This window comes from Kitasatospora sp. NPDC056651 (assembly GCF_042792155.1).
Classification (GTDB): Bacteria; Actinomycetota; Actinomycetes; order Streptomycetales; family Streptomycetaceae; genus Kitasatospora.
Map to the genome: position 1 here is coordinate 1 of NZ_JBHTWX010000108.1, position 15,673 is coordinate 15,673.

The 15,673-nt window shown below is 73.7% G+C and carries 11 protein-coding genes; 7 read left to right on the forward strand and 4 right to left on the reverse strand.

Annotated features, from left to right (window positions below):
* Positions 1-45 precede the first annotated feature (45 nt).
* The 4 genes from ACFRAR_RS31200 to ACFRAR_RS31215 form a co-directional block, all read right to left on the reverse strand.
* Complete coding sequence (locus ACFRAR_RS31200; RefSeq protein ID WP_380702288.1) at positions 46-2,475, reverse strand: DUF3488 and DUF4129 domain-containing transglutaminase family protein; 2,430 nt, start codon at positions 2,473-2,475, stop codon at positions 46-48.
* A complete protein-coding gene (locus ACFRAR_RS31205; RefSeq protein ID WP_380702290.1) occupies positions 2,472-3,800 on the reverse strand; it encodes a DUF58 domain-containing protein in 1,329 nt (442 codons plus the stop codon). The genes ACFRAR_RS31200 and ACFRAR_RS31205 overlap by 4 nt, the downstream gene beginning before the upstream one ends.
* A 1-nt stretch (position 3,801) precedes the next feature.
* Positions 3,802-4,767 (reverse strand): AAA family ATPase, encoded by a 966-nt coding sequence (locus ACFRAR_RS31210; protein WP_380702337.1) that lies wholly within the window; start codon positions 4,765-4,767, stop codon positions 3,802-3,804.
* Between the two features lie 345 nt (positions 4,768-5,112).
* Positions 5,113-5,655, reverse strand: a complete 543-nt coding sequence (locus tag ACFRAR_RS31215) for a beta-class carbonic anhydrase (protein WP_380702292.1) — start codon at positions 5,653-5,655, stop codon at positions 5,113-5,115.
* 539 nt (positions 5,656-6,194) lie between these two features.
* Between ACFRAR_RS31215 and rsmH the strand changes: the two genes are divergently transcribed.
* The 7 genes from rsmH to murD all read left to right on the forward strand — a co-directional run bounded on the left by rsmH (position 6,195) and on the right by murD (position 15,572).
* The gene (rsmH, locus tag ACFRAR_RS31220; RefSeq protein ID WP_380702294.1) at positions 6,195-7,169 is read left to right on the forward strand and encodes a 16S rRNA (cytosine(1402)-N(4))-methyltransferase RsmH; all 975 of its coding nucleotides are present in this window, start codon (positions 6,195-6,197) and stop codon (positions 7,167-7,169) included.
* A gap of 157 nt (positions 7,170-7,326) precedes the next feature.
* Complete coding sequence (locus ACFRAR_RS31225) at positions 7,327-7,863, forward strand: hypothetical protein (protein ID WP_380702296.1); 537 nt, start codon at positions 7,327-7,329, stop codon at positions 7,861-7,863.
* Positions 7,860-10,022, forward strand: a complete 2,163-nt coding sequence (locus ACFRAR_RS31230) for a penicillin-binding transpeptidase domain-containing protein (protein WP_380702297.1) — start codon at positions 7,860-7,862, stop codon at positions 10,020-10,022. Before ACFRAR_RS31225 ends, ACFRAR_RS31230 begins: the two co-directional genes overlap by 4 nt.
* Positions 10,023-10,115: 93 nt before the next feature.
* On the forward strand, positions 10,116-11,681 hold the full coding sequence (locus ACFRAR_RS31235) for a UDP-N-acetylmuramoyl-L-alanyl-D-glutamate--2,6-diaminopimelate ligase (RefSeq protein WP_380702299.1): 1,566 nt from the start codon (positions 10,116-10,118) through the stop codon (positions 11,679-11,681).
* The gene (murF, locus tag ACFRAR_RS31240) at positions 11,678-13,081 is read left to right on the forward strand and encodes a UDP-N-acetylmuramoyl-tripeptide--D-alanyl-D-alanine ligase (protein WP_380702301.1); all 1,404 of its coding nucleotides are present in this window, start codon (positions 11,678-11,680) and stop codon (positions 13,079-13,081) included. The genes ACFRAR_RS31235 and murF overlap by 4 nt, the downstream gene beginning before the upstream one ends.
* Positions 13,081-14,142, forward strand: a complete 1,062-nt coding sequence (gene mraY / locus ACFRAR_RS31245; RefSeq protein WP_380702303.1) for a phospho-N-acetylmuramoyl-pentapeptide-transferase — start codon at positions 13,081-13,083, stop codon at positions 14,140-14,142. The genes murF and mraY overlap by 1 nt, the downstream gene beginning before the upstream one ends.
* Positions 14,139-15,572 (forward strand): UDP-N-acetylmuramoyl-L-alanine--D-glutamate ligase, encoded by a 1,434-nt coding sequence (murD, locus tag ACFRAR_RS31250; RefSeq protein ID WP_380702305.1) that lies wholly within the window; start codon positions 14,139-14,141, stop codon positions 15,570-15,572. The genes mraY and murD overlap by 4 nt, the downstream gene beginning before the upstream one ends.
* Positions 15,573-15,673 lie beyond the last annotated feature (101 nt).

Genomic DNA, 15,673 nt, shown 5'->3' on the forward strand with positions numbered 1-15,673 from the left:
GGGGCAGTCGGTCGACTGCCCGCCCCGGCTTCTTGTCCATGGGGCTCAGGACTCCGGTGTGGACCGCTTGCGCCGGCTCAGGACCCGCCGCCCGGGTGCCAGGACCGTCTCGGCCGCCCGGCCGAGCCCGTCGGAGACGGCCGCCCGGGCCGCCCGCACCGCGTCGGAGATCCGCCACCACAGCTGCGCCGAGGACGGCGGCAGCAGCAGCGCCCTGGTCCGTCCGGTCCGGTTGGCGGTCGCCCGCAGCCCGCGCCGCACGGTGCGGACGTCGGCGGCCAGCGGCTCCGCGGTGAGCTGCCCGGGCGGGGCGTAGAGCACCCGCTCGGTGGCCAGGGCCAGCCGGCCGGTGGCCGCCGCGGAGTCGGCGTCCAGCTTCGCCTCCTCGGTGATCCGGCGGGCCGTCGAGCGCGGTGTACGTGACTCGTCCGGGGGAATTCCGAGGTCCCAGGCGGAGTCGATCAGCTCGTCCCAGGCGGCCAGCACCTGGGCGTCGGTCAGCTCCGCCGGACCGCCTCCGCCGGGCCCCCGACGGCCGCCGGCGCCCAGCCGGCGACGGCGGACGGCGGTGCGCCAGATCATCGGGGCGAGCAGCAGTGCGATCAGCCCGAGCACCGCGGCGAGGGTGCCGAGCACCTGGCCGGAGAGCAGCCAGGACTTCTCGGTGGCCCGGTCGGCGGCCTTGCTCTGGGGGCCGCACTCGCCCAGCTGGCGCTGCTTGGGGGTGCAGTCCGTGCTGGTGGTCGGCGCCGGGGCGGCCGAGGCGGTCAGCGGGGCGGAGGTCGCCTGCTGGGTGGGCGCGGTGGTCGGGGCGCCGGCCGTGTCGGCGTAGTGGGCCGGGACGCCGCGGCTCGGGGTCGGCTCGAAGCGCATCCAGCCGTAGCCCGCGAAGTACAGCTCCGGCCAGGCGTGGTACATCCGGCCGGTCACCGAGTAGACGTTGCCGCCCTTGCTGTCGCCGGGGGTGAAGCCGACGGCCACCCGGGCCGGGATCTTCAGGGTCCGGGCCATCGCCGCCATGGTGGAGGCGAAGTGCACGCAGAAGCCGCGGCGGTCGCGCAGGAAGACGGAGATGGCGTTGCTGCCGGTACCGCCGTTGACCGTGGTGTCGTACGTGAAGTCGGGCCCGGTGAACCACTTGACCAACGCCGTGGCCCGGTCGAAGTCGTTGCTCGCACCGGCGGTGAGGTTCTTGGCCTGGGCGGCGACCTCCGCCGGCAGGTCGGTCGGCAGGGCGGTGTAGTGCTCCCTGATGTCCTGCGGCGCGGCGCCGACGGTGCGCAGCTCGGTGGCGGAGGGCCGTACGTTCAGGGCGCTGACCTGGTAGTGCAGGCCGCGGATCGCCTTGTCGTTGGCCGGCAGGACGGTCCGGGTGAACGGGTCGAGCTTCCAGTCGGAGCGGTTGGGGACCTGGACGGAGGTGGCCGGGTAGGGCATCGGCAGCCAGCTGGCCTGGAGCCGGTCGCTGACCTGGAAGTCGCCCTCGATCCGGGGGAAGTCGGACTTGCGCAGGCCCTCCGGGTTGGGCAGCGACACCGGGAGGTCGCTGACCGCGGTGCTGCCGAGCTTCCAGTTGGTGCCGTCGAACTGGTCGAGCGAACCGGTCCGCAGGTAGGTCTCCTCGGCCAGCTCGCTGGTCATGCTGTACGTGAGCAGCTCCGCGTTGGTGGGCTTGACGATCGCGGCCTCCAGGCTGACCAGCGGGTCCAGGCTGGTCGTCACGCCCCCGCCGGAGCCCTTGCCGCCCGATCCGCCGGAGCCGGAACGCAGCAGCCCGGCGTCCCAGTGCGGCAGGACCACCGGCAGCAGCAGCGCCGCGGCCAGGGCCAGCACGCCGACCTGCCGGCCGCCCGGGCTGACCCGGCCGGACTCCGCCGAGTCCCGGGTGCCGCCGTAGAACACCCGGCCCCAGCGGGAGACCCGGTCCTGGCCCTCGGCGAACAGCAGCAGCAGGTAGCCGGCCGAGGCGACGGCGAACCAGACCCAGCTGCCGTGCTCCCCGGCCAGGCCGTTGCCGACCGAGTACAGCGCCAGCAGCGGCAGCCCGGCCAGCGCCGAACGCCGGTAGGTCACCGCGACGGTGTCCACCGCGATGGCGATCAGGCCGACCGCGGAGACCAGGATCAGCCGCAGACCGGCGGTGGGCGGAGCGGGGATGGCGTACTGCTGGATGTCGTCCACCCCGGCGGCGAAGACCTGGTCCAGCACCCGCATCGTGGACGGCCCGGGCAGCACCCCGCCGGCGCCGGCGAAGCCGAGCAGCATCAGCAGGAGCAGCACCAGCAGCTGCCCGACCGGCACCGTCCAGCGGTGCAGCGGGGAGCGGCGCAGGCCCGCGCCGACCGCCGCGAGCACGACGATCACCAGCAGGGCGTGGGTGAGCCAGCCGCGGGTGGTGAGCAGCGGCATCATGCACAGCGCGGCGAGCGTGGTGGCCAGCGCCGAGTACACGGTCAGTTTTGCCCGGGTGGTCACGCGCCGGCCTCTTCTCGGTAGGGGGCGGTGGTCTTGCCGCCGCCGTCGGCGGCGCGCCACAGGTCCGGGAGGGAGTCCCCGGCGCGCACCGGGATCACCGTCCAGCCGGACTCGCGCAGCTGCTGGACCCGGGCCCGGAACTCCTCGCCGCCGGTGTTCGGGGCGAGCATCCGCAGGCCCGCCCAGGTGCCGGAGTCCAGCAGGAAGGCGACCGCCCCGCCGGTGCGGCCGCGCAGCCGGCCCAGCCGGGCGGTCTGGGTTTCGTCCAGCTCGCCGAGGACGGCGACCAGCAGGCCCTCGCCGCCGGAGCGCAGCGGGTCCTCGGCGCGGGAGAGGGTGCCGCCGTCGGACAGGTCGGCGACCGCGAGGGCGTCCAGGATCAGCCCGGAGGAGTCGGCGGCGGTGCCGTGGCTGCCGCCCGCGCCCGGGGCGGGCGCGGTCTGGCCGGCGTCGGTGAGCAGCCGGGTCTGGTAGCCGCGCTCCAGCAGGTGCACGGTGACGGAGGCGGCGCAGCTGACCGCCCACTCGAAGGAGGAGGCGGGGCCGCTGCCCCGGTGGGCGATCTCCCGGGTGTCCAGCAGGACGGTGGCCCGGGCCTGCTGCGGCTGCTCCTCGCGACGCACCATCAGTTCGCCGTACCGGGCGGTGGAGCGCCAGTGCACCCGGCGCAGGTCGTCGCCGGGCCGGTACTCGCGCAGGATCACGTCGTCGTCGCCGGCCAGCGCCAGGGTGCGGCTGTGGCTCTCGCCCTGACCGATCCACTCGCCGCTGAGCCGTACCGCCGGCAGCGCCTGGACCTGGGGGACCACGGTGAGGACGTCGGCGGCGGTGAAGGCGCGGGCCACCTCGCACATCCCGAACGGGTCGGACAGCCGCAGCTGGAGCGGCCCGAGCGGGTAGCGGCCGCGCAGGTCGGAGCGGACCCGGTAGGAGACCTCGCGGTGGCCGCGCGGCTCGACCCGGTCCAGGACGAACCGCGGGCGCGGCCCGAGCACGTACGGGACCTTGTCCTCCAGCAGCAGCACCCCGGTGGGCACCCGGGAGACGTTGTCGACCCGCAGGTGGACCCGGGCCTCCTGGCCGGCGATCGCCCGGCGCGGGCTGAGCCGGCGTCCGCTGGCCACCCGGTAGCGGGTGTTGGCGACCACCACGACGGCGGCCAGCGGCAGCGCGGCCAGCAGGACGCCGACGCGCAGCAGGGCGTTCTGGTCGAGCAGGTAGGAGCAGACCACCGCGGTGACCCCGGCGGCGAGGAAGGACCGCCCCCGGGTGGTGAGGCCGCGGAACCCCGCCCGCAGCCCCGATGCCGAGTCGGACTGGGCCACCTCAGCCCCTCCGGACGGCCGGGCCGCCCTGCGGGCGCGGCAGCGGCAGCCGGGCGACCAGCTCGGTCACGATCTGCTCGGAGGTCCGGCGGCTGAGCTGGGTCTCGGCGGTCGGCATCAGACGGTGCGCCAGGACCGGGACGGCGAGGCGCTGGATGTCGTCCGGGGTGACGTAGTCGCGCCCGTCCAGCGCGGCGGCGGCGCGGGCGGCCCGGACCAGGTGCAGGGTGGCGCGCGGCGAGGCGCCCAGGCGCAGCTCGGGGCTGGTGCGGGTGGCACCGACGAGGTCGACGGCGTAGCGGCGGACCGGGTCGGCGATGTGCACGGTGCGGACCAGGTCGATCAGCTTGAGGATGTCGGAGGCGTGCGCGACCGGCTGGAGGTCCTCCAGCGGGCTGGCGCCGGCGTGCACGTCCAGCATCGCGAGCTCGGCCTCGGGGCTGGGGTAGCCGATCGAGATCCGGGCCATGAAGCGGTCGCGCTGGGCCTCCGGCAGCGGGTAGGTGCCCTCCATCTCGACCGGGTTCTGGGTGGCCACGACCATGAACGGCGAGGGCAGTTCGTAGCTGGTGCCGTCGATGGTGACCTGGCGCTCCTCCATGGACTCCAGCAGCGCGGACTGGGTCTTGGGCGAGGCGCGGTTGATCTCGTCGCCGACCACGACCTGGGCGAAGATCGCGCCCGGGCGGAACTCGAAGTCGTGCTGCTGCTGGTCGTAGATGTTGGTGCCGGTCACGTCCGAGGGCAGCAGGTCGGGGGTGAACTGGATACGGCGCACGGTGCAGTCGAGGGAGCGGGCGAGCGCCTTGGCCAGCATGGTCTTGCCGACGCCGGGAACGTCCTCCAGCAGCAGGTGGCCCTCGGCGAGCAGGACGGTCAGGGCGATCCGGACGGCCTCGGGCTTGCCCTCGATCACACTCTCCACGTTGGCGCGGACGCGGTCGACGACCGCGGCGAGCTCGGGCAGCCCGACCTGCTGGAACCGGTGCGCCCTCTGCTGCTCGCCCCCCGCAGGACTGCCGATCTCGGCCTGGTCGTTGTAGCTCGTCACCCGTTTACGCTCCCTGGCACCCTGTGCCCGCCCCGTCCCGAGGCCGGACCCCACCCCATGCTTGACGCGGCCGTCCCGGGGACGGTTCCGCACGGGGATCCGGCGCCGGGAGGGTGGCCTGCGGCCTGGCCGCCCCAGGTGGTTCGGGGTCCGACCGGCAGCCGCATTCTCCCCTGAGGGATGACCAGAAGTCACCATCGGTGTTGTCCGAATGCCCGGACGCCCGGACGCCGTTGGCCGGGCCGGGCGGGGGCGGACGACTCAGTCGATCTCGCGCAGCAGGCCGGTGTGGACGTCGAAGACGAAGCCCCGGACGTCGTCGGTGTGGAGCAGGAAGGGAGAGGTGCGGACGCGCTGCATGGACTGGCGGACGTCGCCGTCCAGGTCGACGAAGGCCTCCACCGCCCACTGCGGGCGCTGGCCGACCTCCAGTTCCAGTTCGCGGCGGAAGTCCTCGGTGAGCCCGAGCAGGCCACAGCCGGTGTGGTGGATCAGCGCGATCGACCGGGTGCCGAGGGCGCGCTGGCTGATGGTCAGGGAGCGGATGGTGTCGTCGGTGACGACGCCTCCGGCGTTGCGGATGACGTGGGCGTCGCCGAGTTCGAGGCCGAGTGCCGCGAACAGGTCCAGGCGGGCGTCCATGCAGGCCACCACGGCGATCTTCTGCACCGGGCGGGCGTCCATGCCGCCGTCCTGGAAGGTCACCGCGTAGGTGCGGTTGGCCGTGACGAAACGGTCGATGACGGTGGGTCTGGGAGGTGCGGCAGCGGCGGTCGGCGAGGGCCGGTCGGGAGTCACTGTCATGGGGGCGACGTTAGTGCGGATCGGGTCCCCGCGGTGGAGCGGGGAGCTACAGAACGGGGCGCCGGGATCGGGAGCATGACGACAACGGGAGGGGTCCGCCCGGGCCGGCCCGCGGCGGGCCGCACGCGGTGGCGGGCAGGGGGCGCGCGCCCGCCGCCGAAGGCCCCCGGTACGTACCGTCCTACGGTCGGCCCGACGGCCGCGACCTGCGGTGATCCGTACCGCCGCCCGGGTGGTGCGCCGGAGCGGGCCATTGACTGGCGGGGTCCGCGCGATAGAGTTCGTGGCGCAGTGGAGCACACCCGCCGGGGCCCGTCAACGGGGCCTTTCCCGGCCGGTGCGGCCGGTCGACGCGGCCCGTGGCCTCCACCCGCTCCGTGCCCACCTGGCGCACCTTCCCCGGCGCCGGGCGGTCACGACCTTCCCCTTGAGCGGGCGGGGACCACGGGCCGCTTCGTCGTGCCGGGGCACGGTGGGCGAGAATGGTCGCAGCTCCCGGACGTCGGGCTGCTCCGCACCGAGGAAGGGCGCCACCGCGCATGACCACCAACGAACCGGGCCCCAAGCACGTTCCGGTGATGCTCCAGCGGTGCATGGACGCGCTGGCCCCGGCGATCTCGCGGCCGGGTGCCGTGGTGGTGGACGCCACCCTCGGCCTCGGCGGGCACAGCGAGGCGCTGCTGACCCAGTTCCCGGAGGTGCGGCTGGTCGCGGTGGACCGCGACCCGCAGGCGCTGAAGCTGTCCGGTGAGCGGCTGGCCCCCTTCGGCGACCGGGCCACCCTGGTGCACGCGGTCTACGACGAGATCCCCGAGGTGCTGGAGCGCCTGGACATCGACCGGGTGGACGGCGTCCTGTTCGACCTCGGCGTCTCCTCCATGCAGCTGGACGAGGCGGAGCGCGGCTTCGCCTACGCGCAGGACGCGCCGCTGGACATGCGGATGGACCAGACCCGGGGGATCAGCGCGGCGGAGGTGCTGAACACCTACAGCCACGGCGCCCTGGCCCGGATCCTCAAGGTGTACGGCGAGGAGCGGTTCGCCGGGAAGATCGCCTCGGTGATCCTGCGGGAGCGGGAGAAGGAACCGTTCACCAACAGCGCGCGTCTGGTCGAGTTGGTGCGCAACGCCATTCCGGCGGCGACCCGCCGCACCGGCGGGAACCCGGCCAAGCGGACGTTCCAGGCGCTGCGCATCGAGGTCAACGGCGAGCTGGAGGTCCTGGACCGGGCGATCCCCGGGGCGCTGGACGCCCTCGCGGTGGGCGGCCGGATCGTGGTGATGTCCTACCAGTCGCTGGAGGACCGCCTGGTCAAGCAGTACTTCGCCGCCGGGGCGACCAACACCGCCCCGCCGGGGCTGCCGTTCATCCCGGAGGAGCACCAGCCCTGGCTCAAACTGATCACTCGCGGTGCCGAGCTGGCCACCGAGGAGGAGATCGAGGAGAACCGGCGCGCCGCGCCCGTACGGCTGCGGGTGGCAGAGAGGATCAGGGACCGAAGCAAGCGGGGCTGACGAACCGGCCCCGGCGGGGTCCGAAGGGTGGAGGAAAGCAGTGGGGCCGGTGGCCGGTGAGGTCCGGGCGGGGCGGGGAGCGCTCCCCGGGCAGGGCAGGGCGCGGATCACGGTCCGGCCGGGGAAGCGTCCGGTACGGCGGCGCACACCGTTCGCGGTGCTCATCGTGGTGCTGCTGGCGGGCGGGCTGCTCGGCCTGCTGACACTGAACACCGCGCTCAACGAGGGCTCGTTCGAGCTCTCCCGGCTACAGAAGCAGACCACCGTGGCGACCGATGAGCAGCAGGGCCTCCAGCACGAGATCGACCAGAACTCGGCCCCGGACGCGCTGGCCAGGCGCGCCGCCGAGCTGGGCATGGTCCCGGCCGGGGGGATGGCCTTCCTGGACGTCCCGAACGGCGGCAAGGTGCTCGGCACCCCCGGGCCGGCGCAGGACAGCCCGCCGGTGAAGCGCTCGACGGCCGAGCCGTGGCCGACGAAGGCCCAGCCCGGTGCCACGCAGCCCGGTGCCGCCCAGCCCGGCGCCGGGCCGTCGCCGGCCGCGCCGCAGCCGGGCGGCGCCCCCTCGCCGGCCGCGCCACCGCCTCCGCCGCCGGTACCGACCCCGGCGGCGTCCGCCGGTGACTCGGTGATCCAGCTCAACCCGGCGTCGCCCGCCGCGGGCGCGAAGCCGAGCGGGGGTGCGGGCCGATGAGCACGCCACGCCAGCCCGGCGGGTCGGGCGGCGGCAACGGCCGCCGCCCGGAGCCCCGGGGCGCCGCGCCGCGCGGCCAGTCCGCCTCCGGCCGCGGCCAGTCCGCGAAGGGGCAGCCCGCCAAGGCCCAGCCCGCCAAGGTCCAGCCCGCGAAGTCGGCCTCCGCCGGCCGCACCCCGCGGGCGCCGCAGCAGCGCCGTCCCGAGGGCCGCCCGCCGGCCCGCAGCCAGGCGGCGGTGCGCCCGAAGAGCCGCCCGTCGCAGCGCTCCAAGGCGCTCAAGCTGGCCGAGCCCAAGCGCCGGCTGAAGGTGATCACCGTGGCGCTGTCGCTGGTGTTCTCCGTCTTCGCGGGCCGCCTGGTGCAGCTCCAGCTGGTGGACGCCTCCGCGCTGGCCGCCGACGCCAACACCAACCGGTACCTGAACATCCCGATCACCGCCGAACGCGGCTCGATAACGTCCTCCGACGGGGTCGCGCTGGCGGCCACCGTCGACGCGTACGACATCACCGCCGACCCGGCGATGTTCACCCCGGAGGCGACCGGCATCCCGGACGCGCCGGAGCAGGCGGCCGCGCTGCTGGCACCGATCCTCGGCGTGTCCAAGGAGAAGGTCGCCGCGGACCTGCACACCCCCAAGACCCGCTACAAGCGGCTCGCGGCCCAGCAGACCCCGGCCACCAAGAAGCAGATCAGCGACCTCAAGTCGAGCCTGGAGAAGCAGGCCGGCTCACGGGCCTGCCAGGCCCAGAAGAAGCTGCTCGGCAAGCCCGCCGACCAGGGCGGGCGCACCCGGGTGGACAACGAGTGCGCCAACCCGCTGGCCGGGGTGTTCAACCGGGAGACCCAGAAGCGGATCTACCCGGCGGACGGCCTGGCGGCCAACCTGGTCGGCTTCGTCAACGCCGAGGGCGAGGGCGCCGGCGGCCTGGAGCTCCAGTACCAGAAGCTGCTGGCCGGCAAGGACGGCCACAGCAGCTACGCCCAGTCGGGCGGGCGGCTGGTGCCCACCGCCGGGGGCTCGATGGACCCGGCCGTGCCGGGCAGCGACGTGAAGCTGACCGTCAACCGGGATATCCAGTGGGCGGCCCAGCGGGCGATCTCCGACCAGGTGGCCAACTCCGGCGCGGAGAAGGGCTACGTGGTGGTCCAGGACGTGAAGACCGGTCAGGTCCTCGCGATGGCCACCGCGCCGGGCTTCAACCCGAACGACCTGAGCCTGTCCAAGCAGTCCCAGCTGGGCAACGCCGCTCTCGGGGACGCGTACGAGCCGGGCAGCACGGCCAAGCTGATGAGCATGGCCGCCGTCCTGGACTCCGGCAAGGCCACCTGGGACACCAAGGTCACCGTGCCCAACCGGCTGGTCAGGGCCGGACAGCAGTTCAAGGACGACGTCGACCACGACACCTGGTACCTGACCCTGGCCGGGGTGCTGGCCAAGTCCTCCAACATCGGCACCATCGAGGCCGTCGAGACCCTCGGCGGCGGTGACCAGCTGGCGGCCAACAAGGTCCTGGACGGCTACCTGCGCAAGTTCGGCGTCGCCCAGCCGACCGGCCTGGGCTTCCCGGGGGAGACCGCCGGCATGCTCAAGAAGCCGGAGGACCTGGTCGCCTCGGAGAAGTACAACATCGCCTTCGGCCAGGGCCCGATGCAGATGAACGCGCTCCAGGCCACCTCGGTCTACTCGACCATCGCCAACGGCGGGGTGCGGGTCGCGCCCAGCATCGTCCAGGGCGTCACCGACCCGAACGGCAAGTACACGCCGAGCGCGCCGGGGGAGCAGACCCAGGTGGTCAGCCCGGAGACGGCCAGGACCCTCACCTCGATGCTGGAGTCGGTCGTCGACGACGAGCAGGGCACCGGCGGCAAGGCCGCCATCCCCGGCTACCGGGTCGCCGGCAAGACCGGCACCGCGAACCGGGGCGCCGCCGACGGCAAGGGCTACGACGGCTACACCGCCTCCTTCATCGGCTTCGCCCCCGCCGACGCCCCCCGGTACACCGTCTCCTGCACCCTCCAGGGCCCGGTCAACGGCCACTTCGGCGGCCAGCTGTGCGGACCGGTGTTCAAGCAGGTGATGGAGTTCACCCTGAAGACCATGCAGGTCCCGCCGAGCGGCAGCCAGGCGCCCAACCTGACCGTCGACTGGAAGCCGTGAGCGAGCATGAGCAACGAACGGGCCGGGCTGGACCACGGCGCGGCGGAGGGCCGGTTTGGCCCTGGGCACCCTTCGGCGGATAGCCTTCCCGCCGTGCCGAAACCCGATCAAACCACCGTGAGTCCGCCCCGCCCGACCGGGACCACCGCCCTGCCGCTCGCGAAGCTGGCCGCCGAACTGGGCCTGCCGCCCGTCGAGGGAGGTGCCGTCACCGGCGTCACCCACGACTCCCGCGCGGTCCGCCCGGGCGACGTCTACGTGGCCTTCCCCGGCGCCAACCACCACGGCGCGGCGTTCGCCGCCAAGGCCGCGGAGTCCGGCGCGGTGGCCGTGCTGACCGACCCGGCGGGCGCCGAGACCGCGGCCGCCACCGGCCTGCCGCTGCTGGTCGTGGACCGGCCGCGGGCCGTCATGGGCGAGCTCGCCGCGATCGTCTACGGCCGCCCCTCGGAGCGGCTGCTGATGATCGGGCTGACCGGTACCAACGGCAAGACCACCACCTCCTACCTGGTCGAGGGCGGCCTGCGCGGCGCCGGGCGCCACCCGGGCGTGATCGGCACCGTCGAGATGCGGGTCGGCGAGGAGCGGATCAAGAGCGAGCGCACCACCCCCGAGGCCACCGACCTGCACGCGATCCTCGGCGTGATGGCCGAGCGCGGCGCCGACGCGGTGACCATGGAGGTCTCCAGCCACGCCCTGGTCTTCGGCCGTACCGACGGGGTCGCGTACGACGTCGCGCTGTTCAACAACCTGACCCCCGAGCACCTCGACTTCCACCCGGACATGGAGGACTACTTCCAGGCGAAGGCGCGGCTCTTCCAGCCCGGCAAGTCCCGCCGCGGCGTGGTCAACCTGGACGACGAGTACGGCCGCCGGCTCGCCGCCGAGGCCAAGATCCCGGTGGCCACCTTCTCCGCCACCGGCGACGCCGGGGCCGACTGGCGGGCCGTGGACGTCCGGCTCGGCCCGGTCGGCTCGACCTTCACGGTGCTCGGCCCGGACGGTGCCGAGGCCGAGGCCTCCGTCCCGCTGCCCGGCCCGTTCAACGTCGCCAACGCGCTCGCCGCGATCACCGTGCTGGTCGTCGCCGGGCTGCCGCTGGAGCGGGCGGTGGCCGGCGTCGCCGCCGTCCCCGGCGTGCCCGGCCGGCTGGAGCGGGTGGACGCCGGACAGCCGTTCGTCGCCGTCGTCGACTACGCGCACAAGCCGGACGCCCTCAAGGCCGTCCTCGCCTCGCTGCGCGAGGTCACCGAGGGCCGGCTGCACGTCGTGGTCGGCTGTGGCGGCGACCGCGACCCGCACAAGCGCGGCCCGATGGGCGCCATCGCCGCCCGCCTCGCCGACACCGCCCTGCTGACCGGCGACAACCCGCGCAGCGAGGACCCGCTGGCGATCCTCGCCAGCATGCTGACCGGCGCCGCGGCGGTGCCGGAGGCCGAGCGCGGGGACGTCCTGGTCGTCCCCGACCGGGCCGAGGCGATCCGGCTGGCGGTCGCCCGCGCCGGGGCGGGGGACACCGTGCTGGTGGCCGGCAAGGGCCACGAGCTCGGGCAGTACGTACGAGACGAGATCCGCCCCTTCGACGACCGCGAGGTGCTGCGCGAATCCATCGCGCGGATCACGGCCGCACGGGGCGACCGAGGAGTAGAGCAGCAGTGATCGCACTGACCCTCGCCGAGGTGGCCGCCGCCGTCGGAGGCACCCTGGACGGCGCCGACCCGGACGCCCTGGTCACCGGCCCGGTCGAGGTCGACTCGCGCAAGGTGAGCCCCGGCGGACTGTTCGCGGCGTTCGCCGGCGAGCACGTGGACGGGCACGACTACGCGGCCGGGGCGGTCGAGGACGGCGCCGTCGCGGTGCTGGCCTCCCGCCCGGTCGGCGTGCCCGCCGTCCTGGTCGACAGTGTGGTGGAGGCGCTCGGCAAGCTCGCCCGCGCCGTGGTCGCCCGCGCCGAGGGCACCGCCGTGGTCGCGCTGACCGGCTCGGCCGGCAAGACCAGCACCAAGGACCTGATCGCCCAGCTGCTCCAGCGCCTGGGCGACACCGTCTACCCGCCCGGCTCGCTCAACAACGAGATCGGCCACCCGATGACCGCGCTGCGGGTCGAGGCCGGCACCCGGCACCTGGTCATGGAGATGGGAGCCCGGCACAAGGGCGACATCGAGTACCTCACCTCGATCACCCCGCCCCGGATCGGCGTGGTCCTCAACGTCGGCACCGCCCACGTCGGCGAGTTCGGCTCCCAGGAGGCGATCGCCGAGGCCAAGGGCGAACTGGTCGAGTCGCTGCCCGCCGAGGGCGCCGCGATCCTCAACGCGGACGACCGGCTGGTGCGCGCGATGGCCTCCCGTACCAAGGCCAGGGTGGTCCTGTTCGGTGAATCACCGGACGCCCACGTACGGGCGGTGAACGTTCGCCTGGACGCCACCGGGCGGCCGTCGTTCACGCTCACCACCCCGGCCGGTTCCGCGCCCGTGCAGCTGCGCCTGTACGGTGAGCACCACGTCTCGAACGCCCTCGCCGCCGCCGCGGTGGCGGTGGAGCTCGGGATGTCCGTCGACGACACCGCCGCCGCCCTGGGCGAGGCGGGTGCGCTGTCCCGCTGGCGCATGGAGGTCGTCGACCGGGCCGATGGTGTCACCGTCGTCAACGACGCCTACAACGCGAACCCCGACTCGATGCGGGCCGCGCTGCGGGCGCTGGTCTCGATGGGGGGCCGCGGCCCGGAGCGCCGCCGCACCTGGGCGGTGCTCGGCGAGATGCGGGAGCTCGGCGAGGAGAGCCTGGCCGAGCACGACGCCATCGGGCGGCTCGCCGTCCGGCTGGACGTCACCAAGCTGGTGGCGGTCGGCGGACGCGAGGCGGCCTGCATGGAACTCGGTGCGAGGAACGAAGGTTCGTGGGGTGAGGAGTCGGTGCTGGTGTCCGACGCGGACGCGGCGGTCGAGCTGCTGCGCAGTCAGCTGCGGCCAGGGGACGTGGTCCTGGTGAAGGCATCCCGTTCGGTGGGGCTGGAGAAGGTGGCCGAGGCCCTCCTGTCGGACGGTGTGGCCGAATAATGAAGCAGATCCTTTTCTCCGGGCTGATCGGCCTGATCCTCTCGCTGGCCGGCACGCCCGCCCTGATCAAGCTGCTCGCCCGGCAGGGCTACGGCCAGTACATCCGCGACGACGGTCCCAAGGCGCACCACAGCAAGAAGGGCACGCCCACCATGGGCGGCATCGCCTTCATCCTGGCGACCCTGATCGCGTACTTCGCCACCAAGGCGATAACGGGCGAGAGCCCGACCGCCTCCGGGCTGCTGGTGCTCTTCCTGACCACGGGCCTCGGCCTGGTCGGCTTCCTGGACGACTACATCAAGGTGGTCAAGCGCCGCTCGCTCGGCCTGCGGGCCAAGGCGAAGCTGGCCGGCCAGTCGATCGTCGGCCTCGCCTTCGCCGTCCTGGCGCTCCAGTTCCACGACGACCGCGGGCTCAGCCCGGCCTCCGAGAAGCTGTCCTTCGTCCGCGACTTCGAGTGGTCGATCGGCCCGGTGCTGTTCGTCATCTTCGCGTACTTCATGATCGCGGCGACCTCCAACGGCGTGAACCTGACGGACGGTCTGGACGGTCTCGCCACCGGCGCCTCGGTGATGGCCTTCGGTGCCTACACCTTCATCGGCGTCTGGGAGTACGGGCAGAGCTGCGCCTACTTCTTCTCCGCGACCAGCGCCTGCTACGACGTCAGGGACCCGCTGGACCTCGCGGTGGTGGCCGCCGCGCTGATGGGCTCCTGCTTCGGCTTCCTGTGGTGGAACACCTCGCCCGCCAAGATCTTCATGGGGGACACCGGCTCGCTCGCCCTCGGCGGCGCCCTGGCCGGCCTCGCGATCTGCTCGCGCACCGAGCTGCTGCTCATCCTGCTGGGCGGCCTCTTCATGATCATCACCCTGTCGGTGATCATCCAGGTCGGCTCCTTCCGGATGACCGGCAAGCGCGTCTTCAAGATGGCACCACTACAGCACCACTTCGAACTCAAGGGCTGGAGCGAAGTCCTGGTCGTGGTCCGCTTCTGGATCATCCAGGGTCTGTGCGTCGCCATCGGCCTCGGCCTCTTCTACGCGGGATACCGGACCGGATGACGAACCCCGACTTTCTGAACCTGCCCGTCGCCGTCGCCGGGCTCGGCGTCTCCGGCATCAGCGCCGCGCGCGTCCTGCACGGCCTCGGCGCCCGGGTCACCGTGGTCGACGGCGGCAGCGGCGAGGGCCTCAAGGCCCGCGCCGCCGAGCTGGAGGCGCTGGGCGTCACCGTGCGGCTCGGGGACGGCGCGAGCCTGCCCGAGGGCACCGAGCTGATCGTCACCTCGCCCGGCTGGTCCCCCGACAGCCCGCTGTTCGCCGCCGCCGCGGCGGCCGGCGTCCCGGTCTGGGGCGACGTCGAGCTCGCCTGGCGGCTGCGCAAGCCGCTGCCGGGCACCGGCCAGCCCGCTCCCTGGCTGGCCGTCACCGGCACCAACGGCAAGACCACCACCGTCCAGATGCTCGCCTCGATCCTCACCGCGGCCGGCAGGCGCACCGCCGCCGTCGGCAACGTCGGGGTCTCGGTGCTGGACGCGGTGCTCGCCGAGGAGCCGTACGACGTGCTCGCCGTCGAGCTGTCCAGCTACCAGCTGCACTGGGCGCCCTCGCTGCGCCCGCACTCGGCCGCGGTGCTCAACCTGGCGCCCGACCACCTCGACTGGCACGGCTCGATGGAGGCGTACGCCGCCGACAAGGGCCGGATCTACGAGGGCAACACCGTCGCCTGCGTGTACAACCTGGCCGACCCGGCCACCGAGGCGCTGGTCATGGAGGCTGACGTCGAGGAGGGCTGCCGGGCGATCGGCTTCGGCCTCGGCGCGCCGAGCCCGTCCAACGTCGGCGTGGTCGACGGCCTGCTGGTGGACCGGGCCTTCGTCGAGGACCGGGCCCAGAACGCCGCCGAGCTGGGCGCCGTCTCGGACGTCCACCCGCCGGCCCCGCACAACATCGCCAACGCGCTCGCCGCGGCGGCGCTGGCCCGGGCGTACGGCGTCGAGCCGAAGGCCGTCCGGGAGGGCCTGCGGGCCTTCCGCCCGGACGCCCACCGGATCGCCGAGGTCGGTGTGGTCCGCGAGGTCACGTACATCGACGACTCCAAGGCCACCAACACCCACGCGGCGGCCGCCTCGCTGGCCGCCTACCGGCCGGTCGTCTGGATCGCCGGGGGCCTGGCCAAGGGCGCGACCTTCGACGACCTGGTCCAGGACGCGGCCGAGCGGCTGCGCGCGGTGGTGCTGATCGGCGAGGACCGGGCGCTGATCCGGGAGGCGCTGGAGCGACACGCTCCGGATGTGCCGGTGATCGAGGCGGCCGAGGGCCAGACTGGCGCGGTGGCGATGGCGGAAATCGTTCGAACGGCCGCATCGCTCGCCCGATCGGGTGACACGGTGCTGCTGGCACCGGCCTGCGCCTCGATGGACATGTTCACCAACTACGGCGAGCGCGGAGACCTCTTCGCCGCGGCCGTGCGGGAGCTGGCGGGCGAGTAGTCGGATCGGCGCGGACGTCGGACGGAGAAAGTGAGCGGGGAGCGGTGGCGGGGCAGGGCAAAGCGGATTCCGGCGTTGTGAAGCGGGATGCCGCCGAGCCG